Genomic DNA, 16797 nt, shown 5'->3' with positions numbered 1-16797 from the left:
CTTGAACAAAAGACAGTTAAATCATTACAATGTCATCATGTTAAAAACGACGGTGAAGACATTTTATTTTATTTTTGGATGGATTTTTCTGCTCTTAGGAGTCATTGGAATTTTTCTTCCTCTTTTACCCACCACACCGTTTTTACTTCTGACGGCTTTTTGTTTTGCGCGCAGTTCAGAGCGCTGGCACCAATGGCTTTTAAGTCAACCGCACCTGGGACCGTTCATTCTGGATTGGCAACGTCATGGCGTTATCCGTTTGCGTGCCAAGATTCTTGCGACTGTCTTAATGGTGCCGCTGGTTTCGTTATCATTAATAAATGAGCGCGTGCCTCGCTATGCGCAGATCAGTGCAGGGATTATTTGCACCTGTGTTTTGATTTTTATTTGGACTCGTCCTTCGCAGCAAAAAACCGATTAAAACTGCAACTCACCGACAACCTCAATGCGGAAGCGGCCTCGGCCCGTCGATTGTAAACGGATGGCAGGACATTGCTCTTCAAGGCGTTTGCGCAGAAGAATCAAACGTGTCTCCAGATTGTCTTTGATCTCCGGAAGTTGCAGACTCTTTTCCGCGCGAAGTTCCATATTGGAAAACTCACTTCGTCCCGTCTTTTGATAGGTTTGCAAAAGATACCACAAGATTCTTGCCGGAATATTTTTAATTAAATACTGATCGTTTACAAAAATAAGTTCCGATTCAGGCACCCAACGTAAGCGCAAAAATTTTTTCTCTGTCGTTGTTGGCGCTACTGATTCTGTTTTTGTCACTTTCATGATCGTGCCTTGATTTTCCAAAGCACGAATTCCCACGGCCAAGAAATTACTCACGGTTGAAAGCAGAAGCTGTTCTTTAAACCCCCAGTAGAAGTTTTTCTCTGACTCCACGGCAAGCACACCGATAAAGTCCCCTTGAACTTTCAAAGGGGCGGCAATTTGCGAAGCCGGATTCGTCAATCCAGGGAAAGGAATTTTCGCTGATAGATTTTCTTGAGCATGCCCTACTTTGGCTGCTTGAGCATAACGTAAACCTTCACCCAAAGAACTGACCTGCAAAAGACGCTTGTGTTCAGCGCAAAGTCCAACAAGTCCTTGTCCCCAGCGAATTTCCGCTCCGACTCCACCAAAGGGATATCCAAAGCTAGAATGCGTGACCAAAACCTTTTGCTGCAAATCCGCCAGCAAAAGAATCATGTGAGTCCAACCCAAATAGCGATTTAAAATATCCATGGAGTGATCTAAAAGTTCTTCCAAACTAGAAAGACTGCTGAACTTATCCGAGATCACACGCAGCAGCTCTAAATCTGCCAAACTGACGTTGAACCCACACAGATCGGGAGTGGGCATCGTTGTTTGATCCGCGATTTCTTTGATCTCTAGGACTTCGTAGATATCCGCGGCTTTCATTTTAAAAATCGATCCCATGCCTTCATAAGCCGCAATCACGTCGAGCTTTAAAGACATCTGATCGAAGTTAGGCCCCTGTTCTTCGCTGCGCAAATACTTAACCTTGAGATGATAAGACTGAAGATTTCCAGGATGACGGACCTTGATCATCGCAAATGGATTCTCTAAGAGATTTGCGCGTGTTTTATTGAAGAATTGAAAAGATGTGGCCACATGCGTTTCATCGACGCGATAGACGTGACTGATGTAAGTCACATTGGGAGTTCCCTCTTGCGAACACGTCGCAATCATAGAGGGAACCACGCCTTCAAAACAGCAAGCTAAGTCCGACAATTTCAATGTCATGCAAGCTCCAGCTTCGTTCCTGCGCGCGGTCCCGGCGTTTGCAGATATATATTTTCAACTTCCACTTCCAAAGTGGTATCGGCTTGCAGCTTTAAACCCATCGCGGCTTCATTGGTCACACCAATTAACTGGATCTCTTTACGAAATCTTTCTGCCCAAGCTTTTGATTGATTCTGCTCTTCGTCTGTCATCGGACGAACTCCCACCACTTTGCCTTTGATTTGTGCTGCTTCAAATGTGCAAGGACGTGACAGGGAGACGGCAATAGCACCGTTGCTCTTAATATTCTGCAAACAATGATCGGCTTGAGTTTGCGAAACGAAGACAGACATCGTTTTGCCTTCTTCACGCAAATGAAGGCCCACAATCTCACAAAGATCGGGCCACATATCGGCGTTGCGCGTGGACATGACCATTCCAACACCGGTCTGAATTAATTGTCGCAGCTCTACTAAATTCATCTCGCCCATCCTACAGGTCGTTTAGGAAAAATTTAAGATCTTTTTAGGACATTCCTAGCAAATTCGCGCCCGGTAAAATGCTAAATTGGCTTATCTCAATCAAGGAGTGAGTATGAAAACGGCAAATATGGTTCTTCTCGGAATGTTACTCTCTGGCCAGATCGCTTTAGGTCAGAACAAGGCAAAAACTGTCAGCAATGAACCCACGGCTGAGCATGGACGTTATTTAATTCAAATCACTGGTTGCAACGACTGCCATACTCCCATGTACGCTCCTAAAAATGGGGCTGTGCCTGAGAAAGATTGGCTCAGCGGTTCAGACGTCGGCTGGAAAGGCCCTTGGGGAACTTCTTATCCCACGAACCTACGTGCCCGCGTGGCCGGCATGACAGAAGATCAATGGGTGACTTATTTGAAACATCTGAAGTCGCTTCCTCCGATGCCCTACTATTCAGTGAACGCGATGGGAGAAAAAGACGCGCGCTCTATTTATCGTTTCATCCGCTCCTTGGGAAATCATTCGCAAACAATTCCTACAGCGTTGCCTCCGGGAAAAATTCCGCAGACACCGTATGTGAACTTTGACGTGATTCCTCCGCAAGCTAAAAAGTAAAAATAAAAAAGCGCCGTTTTTGTCACTCTCTGTGAAGTTTAACATTTCACTTTGAGAATGACGGAACGTCGCTTTGTTTAAACGCATCTCTGCCTGCATGACCTTTGCTTTGAATCTCTTTATTCGAAGGAGTTTTCATGCGCTGGCAAAAAGTTTTCTTTTTTCTCATTTTGGGACTGCAAGCGGCCACACATCAGTGGTCGGCGGCTCCTGAACAGCTCATTGCCCGCGCCCCACAAAGTGTCGCTCCTGCCTCTACACCGGCTTCTGTCGGTGTTTATTATTTCGTAACAGGAACTGAAGGTTGCCCCAAAGAAATTGAATGGAGCGCCGAATGCGGCGGTTTCACTTTGCGCCCTACGGATGAAGGCGACACGCAGAAGTTTTGCAACATCAATAAAGGTTCTAAAATCGTGCACGAAAAGGTCGAGCACGGGAAAAAGAAAATTCTGACTTATGTCAGCCGCAAAGATAATGTGATTCGCAAAATGGAAACGATGCTTTTTTCTAACGAGGAAACGGCGGTCACTTTGCAACAAGAAGACACGGTTATTATCGACGAAACCGGAAAATTCTTGTGGGAGCACAGTCAAAATCGCAAAGGCTTTAGCTGTTTGTATTCTCGGTAATTCGTCGGACGCCGGCCGTGCCGGAGCGCCCGTGGTACGCAGGCTGAAGCTGCAGCATCATTTTTTATTTAAAATCGCCTTATAGGCAGTCTCTAAAAACTCCACAGACTCTTTATCTGAACGACGAATGGCCGCTTGGTAAGCTTCGGTGACGATTTTTAAGGAAGCCCCCGCCGGAACTCCTAAAACTTCGTACGCGTCCCAGCTATGTCCATTGTAGTTAAACATCACATTCAGGCTTTTTGTAACGGTGCCTTCAACATCGGGATGACGACGCAAAGCTACGCCCCCCGTCGGAGGTGGTTCCGGAGTCGCTTCCATAAGTGGCGGTGCGCTATCCTTGGCTTTCATATTTAACTGCGTCGGACGACGTGCCCCTCCGCGCGATACGAGATACCAGAAGATGAAAGCCCCCGCTCCAACTAAATTCAATGTCAAAAAGTCTTGGCTATTCATTCAACTTCTATTATTCGTTGTGAGCACAAAATTATCAAGGAGTCCAATTCATGGCTGCCCCAAATCCCTTTGAAAAACAGACGCCCATTCCCGGAGTGAAACACATTATTGCCGTAAGTTCAGGCAAAGGCGGGGTTGGAAAAAGTACGGTGGCTACTAATCTTGCTATGGCTTTAGGCAAAAAAAGCAAGGTTGGTTTACTGGATGCGGATATCTACGGTCCGAGCATTCCTCGTATGTTGGGAACCTTGGGGCAAAAACCGCAAATCAATCCCGAAACAAATCAACTTGAGCCAATCACTCGCTACGGTATCAAAATTATGAGCATTGGTTTTCTGGTTGAAGAAGGTGCTGCCGTAGTATGGCGTGGTCCGATGCTTTTTAAAGCCATGGATCAATTCCTTCGCGATGTGAACTGGGGCGAGTTGGATTATCTTCTTGTCGATCTTCCACCGGGAACTGGTGACATCCAATTGACGTTGGCTCAAAAAGTTCCTGTTGCGGGAGCTGTTGTTGTATCCACTCCGCAGAACGTTGCTTTGCTTGACGTAAAAAAAGCGGTGGATATGTTCCAACGCGTGAACGTTCCAATGCTGGGTATGATCGAAAACATGGCTTACATGATCAATCCTGTGAACGGCGAAAAAATGCAGCTCTTCCCTAAGGGAGAAATGGATTCTTACGCTGACTCCAAAGGCATTGCGAAATTGGGAGCAGTTCCTTTCAATCCTTCAGTAGGTCTTGCTTGCGAAGCGGGAATTCCTATTGTTGAAGCGAATAGCAATGGTGCCGAAGCTCAAGAGTTTATGAAGATCGCGGATCGCATTCGCGAAATTCTTCCTTAATCAACAAAAGGACTCCCCTCGGAGTCCTTTTGTTTTACCTTTTTCCGTTTCATCCCAAAACAAATTCTCGCCCGTTTTCTCAGAGCGAAACGCATTTTCGACGTATTTTGAGAATCGAATGTAGTGCTATTGAAAATAAAACTTTGGTCGAGTTATCCTGAAAGAGTTGAAACCACATGGCTCGGGAGACTTACCTCGGGTAAGTGAAAGCTTTTAGGGCCAAGCTACAGGAGGACGCGGATGAAAAATCGAATTCACGATCATCATGATGAACCACCGAAGTGACGTGCAAATCACCAGGATTGCTACCAAGAGGTTTTGGGTTCAGGCCTCTCTAAAAAACGATGAACTGGTTGGATCTATCAAGAATAACTCAAAGGAGGTTCCTAGGGTTATACTCGTTAGGATTTAGATCCTTCCTTTGCCTCAAGGCAAACCGTCGGAAACGGCGGGACGCAAAGCTAAAGGGGTGTCGGTGCGAACCACGCCAGCCAGCTGCCAAAGGTGAGTCACCTGAGGAATCAGAGGTGTGCATATGGAAGGAACAATTACATACAAGGATTGGTTTCATTCCCCTTAGCTTGCGAGTTATCACTGACGATTCCTCGCAAGCACTTTTTTTTGAACAGCACTCTTAAAGCGCACAAGATCCTATCACGACTCCTTCACTTTTCTTTGAGATCACGAAATCAACATGCTCCAATAAATTAAAAAAACAGAAGGGCATACGATTGCGATCCATTCCTGTCACAAAGAAACCTTCCTTTGGTACCTCCTCTAACGACTTAACGGCTTGTCGAGAGAATGTCCGAACTCTGTTAGAGTCTTTGGTTAAGAATATGGTTGATAAGATGGATCAGGATTCTGTTACTGCGGATATTGAGATCGGCGACCAAACAACAGTCTATAAATTATCTTTCAATAAAAATTGCGTTGGAAAAGTTCTTGGCGTCGGAGGAAAAAACATCACGGCTCTACGAACAATCATCCTTGCTATTTGTTCCCGACAAGGGTTTAGAGCGGTTATTGAAGTCCCCCACATTCCTAAGTAATTAAGGCTCTTTATAAAAACAGCCTAAGGAAGTGTGATTTCCAAGAATAGGACTGTCCATGCGAGGCTTCCATCCATGCCACCCGCCGCGAGCTGCTTTACTCACCTTCATCGCGACGTCCCCACAAGCTTGGAAACGGTCCTTGGTTCCACAATTTTTGCTTCCACCAGAGGACACACAAACCGTGCAGACCGGAAGATCTTTATAGTTGCTCCAATCAGCAGAGATTTTTTTAAAACCGTATTGCGGTAAAATCGTCTCGGCCTGATAAGCGGCGGCTCCTGGCAGATAAACATCCACACCACATTGAGACATCAAACGTTTTTTGACGTTACGGTAGCAATAGGTCATACCACCACGGCTGCCTCCTGTACGGCGACCTCTCCGTTTTTGCGCAGGACCTGCCACTTCATATTCATCATAGGAACTGACATCCTGAAAGAGACCTTCTTGCGCGTTCATCATCTGTGGTTGACCAAGATTCAAATCACGAGCATCAACCCAAAGATCGGACGGAAGATCACTCATGTAATCTTCTTCCACATCCAAACCGATACGCACGAGTTCCCGTCCGTCACTGCCTTTGAAATTTTCAATAACTTCGAACTCAGTTCCGCGATCCAAGGTCAATGAGTTGTTCTGAGCCTCTGTTTGATTAGGTTCTTCTTTTCCCAACAATGTCATGCGACTCAAAACGTAACGACTTCCGACGCGGAATGTGCCCCAGGAGTTTTCTCTGACAGAATCCACAGGCGACACGGCTCCTTCTGCAAAGAGGCTTAAAGTAAGAATAGCGATAACCATGGATATATGTCTCAATTGCATAAGGGGCTCCGTTTATTCCTAAATCCGATGCAAAACGAAGACCCTGGCCATTTTCAGCCAGCTTGATTTAAATGCGAGATTAGAGAGTGCGCTTGGAGCGGCCTGAGTGCATTCTCTGAACGCGAGACAAGAAATGTCATTCTTTTACCCAAACATTTACTGAATATTAGCACAGAGAGCATAACAGATATGTGGGCCAAGGGCCGACGAACTGTAGAACTGACAACTCCAAGCGTTCCCCGCTGAGGGATAAGACGCAAGTACTTGTGCTGCTGCCCAAGATGTCGTAAAGCCGCCAGAAAGAAGAGTCTTGCCCGCGGGACAAGTCGCCGTTGCTACACATGAATTCGCTGCGGCATTACTGCATGTGCTGTTAACAATCTGAGGGCCGACGGAGAAAGAAGTGGCCGCCACCGTACCTGCTACTTCTAGTTTAGTCGCGGGATTCGTGGTTCCAATGCCGACGCGACCAGCACTTGTCATCGTCATGACATCAGCACTCAGAGTAAAACTGTAAGCTCGTAAACTATCACCATCCCCAGGATTATAACGCCACTGCCACTTATTCGCACCGCCGTCGGCAAATCGTACATGAGCTTGGCGAGGAGCTCCACCCGTAGTATTCAGCATAAGGCCTGCAGAACTCGATGAATCGACCTGCAGCTTGTCACCCGGACTTGTTGCACCAATCCCGACATTCCCACTCGTGTTGATAAAAATTCGATGAGCCGCCGCTGATCCTTGATAAATTGCAAAGTCTTTAGTGCCATTCCCGTTAATATCCTGAACAATCGCCCAATCGTCGATTGATGCGGAAGCTCGTCGCGACGTTGCGTGTGTGGACGCCAGAACCTGTATTCCATTTGAGAACTGTCCTGAACCAGTTGCGACAGTCAATGAAGAAGATCCAGGATTTGTAGTACCGATACCAACGCTTCCAGAACTTGTAATAGAAATTGCAGAAGGTGCAGAAAAAGTTCCGAGGTCAAGAGGAAATCCACTGGAAGAACGAACACGGGCTCTTGTGCCAACAGCTCCGTCGCTATCATACGCAATCGCTACACCTGGAACGGCGGCGTTTGACTGTGCAAAATGCGACAGAATTTTTTCACCCGCAGTTACGCCAAGGTCTTTATAAACTGTAAAAGGATACGGAGGCCCCGCCGTCCCGACTCCGACACTGCCGTCGGCAAGGATTGTCATTTTGGTTGTGCCATTGGTTTCAAAATTTAAGGGGAAGTTGTCGTTCGTTCCGAGAGTGGCCGTTCCCGCAAAAGAATTTCCGCCATTAACAAAAATGGAGCCTGTCGCGAATGAAGAACAAATCATCATACCTGTGGCATCAAACGAGACTATTTGTCCAACAGTACAGTTAAATGTTATTAACGCGTTTCCTGTTCCGTTAGAGGCAATCAATCGATTGCCCGTGAGAGACGTTGCTCCCGTACCCCCTTTAGAGACAGGAACAGCAGAAGGGAAGTTTGCTGGATCTGCACTGATGGTTCCTGACGATACAGAAATACCAGCTCCTACCTGCACAGCACCTTTCGTCGATGTTGTCGCATCGTTAATGGAAATGGCAGGAGTTGTTGAACCTGTTGCAACAACAATCGGCGCAGTCCCCGTGACATTAGTTACAGTTCCATTTGTTGGAGTGATCCATTGAAGGCCAGAAGCTTGTGCCAAGTTTGCTGATAGAACTTGTCCATTTGTTCCAACCGGCAAACGAATATCATTCGTGCCATCGTGAACAATCAAGTCACCTTTGGTGGTGCTTGGTGAAAGACCATTGAAGGCCGCTGTTGCTGTTGCCTGTCCCGTACCGCCATTTGCAATCGGTAAAATACCGGTGACTTCAGTTGCGAGATTCGCAGCAGCCCCACTGGTTGCGGCCGTCAAACGACCTTGAGCATCGACAGTGATGTTGGCCCGAGTATAAGATCCTGCAGTCACAGCTGTGTTTGCTAAAGAAATAGTTCCGGTCGTTGTAATAGGCCCGCCGCTCAATCCAGTACCAGTCGCAATGTTTGTGACAGTACCCCAAGCATTTGAATCATTAGCCGCAGCCCACTTCGTTCCATCATATTTCAGAACTTGGCCCGAAGTTAATCCCGTTGTATCAACATCAACACCTTTAATCTTATTAACAGAAACAGTACCAATCGTTCCACTCACATCACCCGCCAGAGACACGTTGATCGACTGACATTGGAATGATCCCGAAACCGAATTCCAGTATGGAGTCTGATGGGCTGCACAGTTTGCATTGACCACAGCCGTATTAAAGGCAGCCACCGTATGATAGTTACTCAATGCCGCATTTAAATTTGTAATATCACTTGTTGTTATTGCAGAACTTCCCCATTGAGTGCCATCAAATTTTAAGAAGTGACCTGAAGTTGGAGCTGTATTAGAAACGACCACATTTTGAAGTTTCGCTACGGAAGGATTTGGATAAGTGCCACTTAAATCTCCACCGGCAGGTCCCGTCGGTGTGCGTGAATTCGTAAAACGAGAATCATCACCCGCAGCGATTGTTCCCGCGACCGTGCCAACATTCAAAGTCACAAGAGGAGTTGAAGTGTTATTGGTAATTGTGACGTAACCATTAGCGGAGCTTACGTTTGTCACTGTACCGCCGCTGGCTCCACTCACGGGGGCACAAGCTAAGGCCGTTCCATTCCAGCTTAAAAATTCATTCGCGACACAAGTCGGAATCCCCGTTTTAATGACAAAATCATTTTCCGTTTTTGCTCCCAGTCTCACGGCGGAAAAAGCCGACAATGCATACGGCACGGAGCGGATGACATTCATCGGGCTAATCTGTTTCCATCCAGTGCCGTCATGAAATTGTACTTTCAATACACGGTTGTCACTTTCCAAGGCGGTGAATGTGGAACCCCCATAACAATTGTGAGTCGTGGAGTTCTCAAAAGCCGTTGCAAAATTATATATAGGTGAAGTAGGAAACAATCGCGTTCCCATCCCAATAGGGACGTCGAAAACTCCTTTAGAGCCGACCATATTTACGCCGTCGACTTGTTCACGGTAAACCACGCAGCTTCCTGTTGGATTTGCGATCTCAAAAAGAAAACTAACATTGGAGTATTCAAGGGGAACTCCATCCGCTTTTACAATACGCCCTTGATAAGTCAGGTTCAGCGGGCTTGCATATGCGAAATCACAGAATACGAAGCTTAACAATAAGACAGATTTTAAGATTCTTACCTGAATATTTTGATTCATCCCACGTTCCATTCAAGGATAAGAGTTAAAAAGGTCTTCCGCCATTCAGTTGAATCACTTGATCCGTGCCGCTGACATTGATGTATTTTCCGTACATCATGTTATTCCACGAATACCCGCAATACGATCCTCCGGAAGAAGAATTAGGATACGTCGAAATTGATCCCTGAATCGCACCGCGATCTTCGTTCACCGTAATTTTTAAAGTGCCGGAAAGAGTGATACTCGCTGCGAAAGTTTTCGCTGGGCCAATGGGATTTCCATAAGTTCCTTCGCCCATGCCAACAATGGAAATCACTGTTGAACTGTTCGGAGCCAGGGACCACTTTCCCTCCCCGGTATAGTTATTAATAGGACCATTGCTAGCACTGGTTTTTGTGCCACTCACGTTGCCACAAATAACAACGGTGGTATTCATACTGTACGCGGGACAACACATGTTGTTTCCATAATTTCCAGAACCGTTATTAAACGAAATACTTCCCGTCTGCGGAAGTTTCGAAAGATTCGATAATGTTACTTTGACGACGAAGCCAGAAATGATCGGAGTTCCCTCTCCTAAAAGGGTCGCCCCCTCCCAAACATCTTTCCTAAAATCATGGTAGGACATCAAATCCAACGGTGGAGAAATCAAAACTCGATTGGCAAAACTTTGCCGGCTCAGCAAACTCACAGAGATGAGAACAAATATTTTCATTAAGCCCATAGAAACTCCTCTTTAAAAAATATAATAGGGTCTGCTGACTTGCTTTCCGCGGGTCAGGCCGAGCGTTCGTGTGTTTTCAATGTCCTGCTCGTAGGTATCAGGAAAACCTGCGCATATAAATTTTCGTCCATTGGTCTGCGTGACTAAGAACTCAGGTTCAAGTCCCGTAAGGTCCTCTGACGTCGCGACTGATTTGATTAAGACGTAAAGAAGTTTTCCTGAATCCGACTTTAAAAGAAACGTCGAGACACTTGCTGAAGGGTTTGAAGAATCTAAAATCAAACTGTGGCTTCCAATGGTGCCTGCAATTCCAGAAAATCCCTGGGCCCATCCCATCTGACCGAGCTTGCAAATCGGAACCAAAGATTTTGTCGTCGTGTTCAGATAACTTATTACCGTTCCCTCGCCTCCACCGTGAACGGCAATCAACTGATCTTCACCGGCGTCTTCGCCTAAGATTTCAATATCATCGACATTGGTAAAAGCTTCCTTGTTATATTCGGGAAAAACCTTAACGCCATTCAAACTGCCATTTTCCGTGACGAGGTAGGAGCTACCATTGAGATTGCGAAAGTTGACAATCTGACCGTCGTTAGTACGCAGACCAAAAAAATCCCCTCGGTAAAAAGCGACTCCCGTGCCACCGCCTAGGTTTGCGACCTCATCACACGAGGTGCCGGAGTACTGCCGATATTTAGACCACATTTGATTGCGACAGGCATCGTTGGCAGTGGGATATTGCTGCACGATCTTAAGATCCCCGGAATCCAGATGCATGCGATTCGGAGAGTCCGAGGTGAACAAAGAAAACCGATTGTTCGCGATTCTTTCGCCGTTGTTATAAAGAACGGCATTAAACTCCGCGCGGTCTTTGGAGGTGAACGTGTTATTGTAGAAAAAATCGACCTGCATACGATCCATGCTCACGGACATCACTTTGCGAGTCATCGGACCTTGGGCAGGGGAAGTTTCCTGAATCTCCCAATCCTCGCCGTAAGTAAAAAGACTGCGTTCTTCCAAAGTTAGCCCCGAAAGATCGTCCACCGTGAAGGTCGTCAATTTTTTCCCGCCGAGCTGAGAGCAATGATGTCCTTCGGCTAAGGCACGCAGAAACAGACGAGCATCGTCACAGTGTCGGGTTTCAATCATGTACTTTGCTTCAGCGAAGCGAACTGCCACCATAAAAGTTTCAATAGCGGAGCTTAATGCCAACCTATGCTGGGAACTCTGCCGTTGGCGTACGGCTTCCTTGATCTGATCATTGATCAATGCCGCTACGGCACTCACGATGATTCCTAACACTCCTACCAAAATCAGGCTTAAAACAATATTTCCCCGCTGATCAGAACGAGCTGACATGATAAACCTCGTTGACGAGTGGAGCATTGGTCGTTCCGGTTTTGTAATCACGATTGATTTGCAAATAAAAACTAATGGTGTGGATGTATTCCTGTTTCACCAAAGAAAAGGCACTTTTCACGATTTGACCGTCGGACTCCCCCGAAAGTGCGACCGGCAATGGCGACGGAACGCTCAACACCTGACATCCCGATGTATCACAATAAATATTTGAAAAGGCCACGGAACGAATTTCCTTTTCACCCGCAAATGGTTTGTTGAAAATCTGCTGGGCGTGCACACTGACAACACCCTCCGTTCTAAGAAAAACCTTGGTGCATGAAATTTTATCTCCGCTTTGCAACGCGCAGTCACTCACTACCAGGTTCAGCTCTTTTTCAACGTGGTCCATTCCCGTGCTCATCAAACGCACCGGAGACAGCTTCATCGGAGGGCGCCCCATTGCATTGATAATCGTCGTCGCATCCGGAGTATCCGCTCCCGAATCAGGAACTAAAAACGGTTTGACAGAAATCGTATAAAGTCGCGACTTATCCCGTGTATACTTAAGACAATCCGAATTGTTGGCATAACGAACTTCACCGTAAGTTCCCGTTACGGCGTTGTATTGTGGATCGAATTTTTGCACGCTTCCGGTGATTGCGAATAACACTGAATTAGGTTCATCCGTCAGAGCGATCACCGTATTCACCGAAAGATCTATTTCACCTACCGGCATTTGCGTGCCATTAGAACTGACCAGGGCGGCCTTCGCGGAAATTTCTAAATTTCCGAAGTCATTGACTGAAGAATCAATGAGAAGAGTCTTTTCATCCAAAGGACAGATGATTGGCAGAGACGGACTTTTGACATCGGCGTACACCCAAAGATACGACGTCGAATTTTCACAATTTTCCGTGAGGCTTGCACATTTTCCTTCGTAGGGAATAACCAAGCGCCCTAAAGGAAGGCCCGTCACCTGCCCGGCAAAGGCGTAAAAATGAACGTCGGATCTCAACATATTTCTTTGCAAGAAACCCATCAGAAGATTCGCATCCGTTTTAATCGACCGATTCAAAAAAACTTTATTGAAATCCTTCGTGATGTCTGAAAATGCGGAAGAAATGGCGAAAATTCCAATCAGAGTTACACCCAAAGCCACGAGAATTTCTATCAAGGAAAAACCGCTCTGATTTTTCACCACGGTCCCCTCCGAATTTTCACAGTCTTAAATTCCAGTTTTTGTGATTTCGTAGAAAAATAATAATAATTAAATGACAGTTCCAAGAGCTGATTGGCGACGATGTACTTGCAATACATTAAATCAATACAGCTTGGAGAGGCATAGTGAGGCCCGATAAAAAACGCCAAGTTCTTTCCTAGAAGTTCACCCATAGCGGGAATGTCGTTGATATTTTCCGCATTGATGGGCACTCCCACTTTTTCTGTCTCTAGACTGATGGCTTCACACGGACTGCTCGTGCGTTGTTCCCAGGCATTCTTGTCACTGCAAAGCCGTGCGATTTTATAACGGGGTGACTTAAAGACATCCGTAAAAATCGTGACGGAAAGATCGTTGGATTTTCCTTCCCGCGAGAGATCCGAGGAGATGGCCCAGTAGTTGTTAAATACAACGGCCGCCGCCATCGTAGCAATGGAGACTACAAGGATGGCAACAAGGCTCTCAAGAATGGTCAGCCCGCCGCTGTTTCTAAAAACGTGCATGTGCCATAAGACTATGCAATTCAAGATTTCGAGTAAAGGCACCTGGCCCTTCTTTCTGTTCGCTCAGAGTGACTATATTTGTTACCTCCGAACCTTCTTTGTCGATTTCCTGACGTAAAAACCTCTATATCTCCTCTGAAGAGGCCGGAATTTTGCTCTGTTAAGCAGGATGATGAAAACATCCCGCTTTGTTTCATTTTTATTTGTTCTTTTATTAAGTCTTTCGGGCCTTGCGGCTCAGAGCTATGACTATGCGAAGATCTTTGATCTCACCTACAAAGTCATGTCGAATAAAGACCTTTATAAAGCGCTTAACGAGGCTTTGGTGCAGCAGCCTCAACCTCTCACGCAAAGTCAGATCGTTTTCATTCTGCAAAACAAACCGGAATACATGCCGCTCATTGAACAGGTTACGACTCGTTTGGCCGTGTCTCAATCTGAGTCACCCGAGACCTACGCGGAGTATTTAAAGACCGTCAAGGCTCAGCTCAAAAATCTGGTGCAGTCCCCTGATTTTCAAAAACAAATCGAAGCTTACGCCAGCCCGAACAATCCTGCCGTGCTTTCTTTGCCGGGAGATGCTCCGGGATACAAGGGTATGCGCTTGTTTGTTAATCATCCTCACTTGCGCAACTTGAATGATCCAAAAAGTGTGGTGCGCGGTGATGATCTTCGTAAAGTCGTTGTGGATTTTATCAACGGAGCTGAACAAGAAATTTGGTACAATGTTTTTGACTTTGATCTTCAAGTGATTGCAGATGCCCTTAAAAATCGCCATCTCAAAAAAGGTGTGAAGGTTCACGGTGGTATCGACGCCGGAACTATTTCCACTCGACCTGAAGTCAAAAAGATTTTTGATTTCCTTTCAGAGATTGAAAGTGAAAACTTTAAAACCGTGGCCGTTAATTCTGTCGGTCTGAATCACCAAAAAATTATCGTGCGCGATCCGTTCGGTCCTCGCGCAGCCGTGCTTTTCTTATCTGGCAACTTTACACAAAGCTGCATTGGTCCCGAAGGTGACCTTGTCGATATTCCCAAAGAAAAAAGGCCGATTTATTCCATTCCTAACGCCAACCACGCTTTGATTATTTTGGGAACTTTGCCCGCGCAAGTCACACAAGCGGAGCTTCGTAAAACTTTGGAATTTAAAATCCGTGGACAAAGTCAGTACCCGATAGGTGGAAGTTTTAAAATCTTTGGTGATAAAAAAGATGCTCAAGAGACGCCTTACATTGTTCTTTCCTTTTCACCAAAAGGTGGAGATGGTGACGTCAATAAAAGCATTTACGTTCCGTTGATCTTAAACACTCACGGTCCTATTGAAGCCGTGCACTTTGCGTTTTCTTCAAAGCAGATTCAAGATGCTCTTTTTCAAAGAGCGAAGCGAGATATGGAAGAGCGTGGAACGTTTGAGTTCCGCTCTGTCGGAGACACACCCTTTGCCATGCGCGAGTGGAGCGTCTTCCTTTCTTTGTCGGGCCTTAAGAAAGATCTGACATCAGGAAAATATCTTGTCGATCAAGAGGCCCCTATTCTTAGTGCCCTTGGCGCTTTGGGCGTGACGAACCTGCAGCAGACTATTCGCACGGCTCCTGAGATTTACGGCGAAAGACATTTAAAATTGGAAGACGGTTCGAGCGTCAAGACGACCTCTAAAATTCATCATAAGGTCTTTATTTTCCCTGAAGACTCTTTGGCGGTTTTAGGTACGTCCTTTAATCCAAGTGAAAATGCCGAAAGCAATAACGAACAGATCGTGATTGTTAAAGATAAAAACATCGTGACTCAAGCTCGAGGCTTTTTCTTGTACCTCTATCAGCAATCTGCCAAGTCCGTAACTCAAGAAGCCAACCGCAGAAATATGAGAGCATTGCCAGATACTTCTGGCGATGACGCCGATACTCTTTCAGAGCGAGGCCAATAAAATGATGAAGCTTATTTTTTCCATCGTTTTAGTTTTCACATCCTCATGGGCTTGGGCCTCGGGCGACTTCCGCACTTACTTTGAAGAAAAAAACAAAATCAATCAGCAAGGCGATCTTGCCGCGATTAAATACTTTCACAGCAAGTGGGCGACGTCACAATATGTGGTGATAAATAAAAAAGAAAAAACCGCGATATTGTTTGGCGAACAAAACCAAGTTTTGAGCAAAGCTTCCATCCGTGTTTATCCTGGTGATGAATTGGAAAAAGGCGGCGCCGGAATTTATATTTATTCCGGTGCAAAACAAGCGTTCCACTATGGCAAAGCTGAAAAAGATGATTCCGTTCATGCGCTCTTTTTGGGAAATTTCAGTCTGCACGCAGGCACCCCGATTTATGTTTTGCCGGAATCCACGGATCACCGTTTCCGCATTCGCAATCAAACACTGACCTTCGGTGCAGCTCAAGTATTAAGAAATCGTCCGGCCTTTAACTACTCGCCTTTAAACGTTGTTGCGAAGAACAGCGAGATGTCGGTGGATTTCACCGACCGTTTTACAAGGAAATATGTCCAAGCATTGCAGGAAGAAAAAAAGAAGTTGATGGAACTTCTGCAAATCGAAAACGACGAATACAATATGCTGGCGGAATTTGCTTTCGGCGTACTTTCGCCGGAAACAGACTATGGCACAAGCTGGAAGTACCGTTTAAAACAAACAGCTCCCGTTGTAGTTTCGGTTCTTAAAGGAAATGGTTTTGACACCAGCGCAAACAGTCGCGGTCCGACACAGATCAAAAACATTCCCGACGTGATCACGGAGCACTATCACATTGAAAAAAGCGAATTGCGTAAACCGGAAAACGCCGCCATCACGACTTTGGCGTTCGCCGCAGAACAATTAAAAGAACTGCGCAATATGGCTTCGTCTCATAAAGAGATTACCGAGGAAACTCTGCAAGACTACTTGTATTATCTCTACAATGGCCGTCGCAACGAGATTAAGAAGGCCACCGCCACGCCGGAAAAAAACATCCTCATCCAAAAGATTAAAGAGGCCATTCGTCATTTTCATATTGAGGAAGTATAGAAAGCGTTCGCAAGTTTGACAGGGAACATCTCTTCTTTACCGCCGTCTATCCGATGAATTATTGACAGCTCCGCAGAATCACTGGGCTAAGACGGCGTCGAACTAATAGACATCTTATTTTGATCAGCCGCCGACAGA

The 16797-nt window shown here is 46.0% G+C and carries 16 protein-coding genes and 1 riboswitch; of the genes, 7 read left to right on the top strand and 9 right to left on the bottom strand.

Annotated elements, in window-relative coordinates:
- The first annotated feature begins 37 nt into the window (after positions 1 to 37).
- The gene (locus tag ACLSSO_RS05260; RefSeq protein WP_295904339.1) at positions 38 to 421 is read left to right on the top strand and encodes a YbaN family protein; all 384 of its coding nucleotides are present in this window, start codon (positions 38 to 40) and stop codon (positions 419 to 421) included.
- On the opposite strand, the gene ACLSSO_RS05255 is transcribed toward ACLSSO_RS05260, so the two are convergent.
- Entirely contained in the window at positions 418 to 1752 is a 1335-nt protein-coding gene (locus ACLSSO_RS05255) for a GAF domain-containing protein (protein WP_413944271.1), read from the bottom strand. The two genes, ACLSSO_RS05260 and ACLSSO_RS05255, sit on opposite strands and share 4 nt — an antisense overlap.
- Positions 1749 to 2213 (bottom strand): hypothetical protein, encoded by a 465-nt coding sequence (locus tag ACLSSO_RS05250; RefSeq protein WP_295904335.1) that lies wholly within the window; start codon positions 2211 to 2213, stop codon positions 1749 to 1751. Before ACLSSO_RS05250 ends, ACLSSO_RS05255 begins: the two co-directional genes overlap by 4 nt.
- 112 nt (positions 2214 to 2325) lie before the next feature.
- Here ACLSSO_RS05250 and ACLSSO_RS05245 point away from each other — a divergent pair, with 112 nt between their 5' ends.
- Positions 2326 to 2826: a cytochrome C gene (locus ACLSSO_RS05245; RefSeq protein WP_413944270.1), complete on the top strand. Its 501-nt coding sequence runs from the start codon at positions 2326 to 2328 to the stop codon at positions 2824 to 2826.
- Between the two features lie 137 nt (positions 2827 to 2963).
- Positions 2964 to 3455, top strand: a complete 492-nt coding sequence (locus ACLSSO_RS05240; RefSeq protein WP_295904331.1) for a hypothetical protein — start codon at positions 2964 to 2966, stop codon at positions 3453 to 3455.
- Between the two features lie 57 nt (positions 3456 to 3512).
- Here the strand turns inward: ACLSSO_RS05240 and ACLSSO_RS05235 are convergent, their stop codons facing one another.
- Positions 3513 to 3911 carry a hypothetical protein gene (locus ACLSSO_RS05235; protein ID WP_295904330.1) on the bottom strand — a complete coding sequence of 133 codons (399 nt, stop codon included), beginning with the start codon at positions 3909 to 3911 and terminating at the stop codon, positions 3513 to 3515.
- Between the two features lie 50 nt (positions 3912 to 3961).
- On the opposite strand from ACLSSO_RS05235, the gene ACLSSO_RS05230 reads away from it, so the two are divergent.
- Positions 3962 to 4756 (top strand): Mrp/NBP35 family ATP-binding protein, encoded by a 795-nt coding sequence (locus ACLSSO_RS05230; protein ID WP_413944269.1) that lies wholly within the window; start codon positions 3962 to 3964, stop codon positions 4754 to 4756.
- A gap of 420 nt (positions 4757 to 5176) precedes the next feature.
- Positions 5177 to 5259: riboswitch (cyclic di-GMP riboswitch) on the top strand.
- 228 nt (positions 5260 to 5487) lie between these two features.
- Entirely contained in the window at positions 5488 to 5808 is a 321-nt protein-coding gene (locus ACLSSO_RS05225) for a KH domain-containing protein (protein WP_295905656.1), read from the top strand.
- Here ACLSSO_RS05225 and ACLSSO_RS05220 read toward each other — a convergent pair whose 3' ends face one another.
- The 6 genes from ACLSSO_RS05220 to ACLSSO_RS05195 form a co-directional block, all read right to left on the bottom strand.
- Entirely contained in the window at positions 5809 to 6633 is an 825-nt protein-coding gene (locus tag ACLSSO_RS05220; RefSeq protein ID WP_413944268.1) for a hypothetical protein, read from the bottom strand.
- Between the two features lie 156 nt (positions 6634 to 6789).
- Positions 6790 to 9879, bottom strand: a complete 3090-nt coding sequence (locus ACLSSO_RS05215) for a beta strand repeat-containing protein (RefSeq protein WP_413944267.1) — start codon at positions 9877 to 9879, stop codon at positions 6790 to 6792.
- A gap of 25 nt (positions 9880 to 9904) precedes the next feature.
- Positions 9905 to 10585, bottom strand: coding sequence for a hypothetical protein (locus ACLSSO_RS05210; protein WP_413944266.1), 681 nt, complete (start codon positions 10583 to 10585; stop codon positions 9905 to 9907).
- A gap of 12 nt (positions 10586 to 10597) precedes the next feature.
- Positions 10598 to 11944 carry a hypothetical protein gene (locus ACLSSO_RS05205; protein WP_413944265.1) on the bottom strand — a complete coding sequence of 449 codons (1347 nt, stop codon included), beginning with the start codon at positions 11942 to 11944 and terminating at the stop codon, positions 10598 to 10600.
- The gene (locus tag ACLSSO_RS05200) at positions 11928 to 13127 is read right to left on the bottom strand and encodes a PilW family protein (RefSeq protein WP_413944264.1); all 1200 of its coding nucleotides are present in this window, start codon (positions 13125 to 13127) and stop codon (positions 11928 to 11930) included. Before ACLSSO_RS05200 ends, ACLSSO_RS05205 begins: the two co-directional genes overlap by 17 nt.
- The gene (locus ACLSSO_RS05195; protein ID WP_295902288.1) at positions 13121 to 13690 is read right to left on the bottom strand and encodes a hypothetical protein; all 570 of its coding nucleotides are present in this window, start codon (positions 13688 to 13690) and stop codon (positions 13121 to 13123) included. The genes ACLSSO_RS05200 and ACLSSO_RS05195 overlap by 7 nt, the downstream gene beginning before the upstream one ends.
- Positions 13691 to 13817: 127 nt before the next feature.
- Here ACLSSO_RS05195 and ACLSSO_RS05190 point away from each other — a divergent pair, with 127 nt between their 5' ends.
- Complete coding sequence (locus tag ACLSSO_RS05190) at positions 13818 to 15572, top strand: hypothetical protein (RefSeq protein ID WP_413944263.1); 1755 nt, start codon at positions 13818 to 13820, stop codon at positions 15570 to 15572.
- 1 nt (position 15573) lies between these two features.
- Positions 15574 to 16659: a hypothetical protein gene (locus tag ACLSSO_RS05185; RefSeq protein WP_413944262.1), complete on the top strand. Its 1086-nt coding sequence runs from the start codon at positions 15574 to 15576 to the stop codon at positions 16657 to 16659.
- Positions 16660 to 16797 lie beyond the last annotated feature (138 nt).

It is taken from the genome of Bdellovibrio sp. HCB-162, assembly GCF_047344985.1.
Taxonomy (GTDB): Bacteria; Bdellovibrionota; Bdellovibrionia; order Bdellovibrionales; family Bdellovibrionaceae; genus Bdellovibrio.
Note: the sequence above shows the minus strand (reverse complement) of the source record. Positions and strands in the feature narration are given on the sequence as shown.

Coding starts and splice junctions, on each gene's coding strand:
- ACLSSO_RS05260 (WP_295904339.1), top strand. CDS start 38: ATGTTAAAAACGACGGTGAAGACATTTTATTTTATTTTTGGATGGATT.
- ACLSSO_RS05255 (WP_413944271.1), bottom strand. CDS start 1,752: ATGACATTGAAATTGTCGGACTTAGCTTGCTGTTTTGAAGGCGTGGTT.
- ACLSSO_RS05250 (WP_295904335.1), bottom strand. CDS start 2,213: ATGAATTTAGTAGAGCTGCGACAATTAATTCAGACCGGTGTTGGAATG.
- ACLSSO_RS05245 (WP_413944270.1), top strand. CDS start 2,326: ATGAAAACGGCAAATATGGTTCTTCTCGGAATGTTACTCTCTGGCCAG.
- ACLSSO_RS05240 (WP_295904331.1), top strand. CDS start 2,964: ATGCGCTGGCAAAAAGTTTTCTTTTTTCTCATTTTGGGACTGCAAGCG.
- ACLSSO_RS05235 (WP_295904330.1), bottom strand. CDS start 3,911: ATGAATAGCCAAGACTTTTTGACATTGAATTTAGTTGGAGCGGGGGCT.
- ACLSSO_RS05230 (WP_413944269.1), top strand. CDS start 3,962: ATGGCTGCCCCAAATCCCTTTGAAAAACAGACGCCCATTCCCGGAGTG.
- ACLSSO_RS05220 (WP_413944268.1), bottom strand. CDS start 6,633: ATGCAATTGAGACATATATCCATGGTTATCGCTATTCTTACTTTAAGC.
- ACLSSO_RS05215 (WP_413944267.1), bottom strand. CDS start 9,879: ATGAATCAAAATATTCAGGTAAGAATCTTAAAATCTGTCTTATTGTTA.
- ACLSSO_RS05210 (WP_413944266.1), bottom strand. CDS start 10,585: ATGGGCTTAATGAAAATATTTGTTCTCATCTCTGTGAGTTTGCTGAGC.
- ACLSSO_RS05205 (WP_413944265.1), bottom strand. CDS start 11,944: ATGTCAGCTCGTTCTGATCAGCGGGGAAATATTGTTTTAAGCCTGATT.
- ACLSSO_RS05190 (WP_413944263.1), top strand. CDS start 13,818: ATGATGAAAACATCCCGCTTTGTTTCATTTTTATTTGTTCTTTTATTA.
- ACLSSO_RS05185 (WP_413944262.1), top strand. CDS start 15,574: ATGATGAAGCTTATTTTTTCCATCGTTTTAGTTTTCACATCCTCATGG.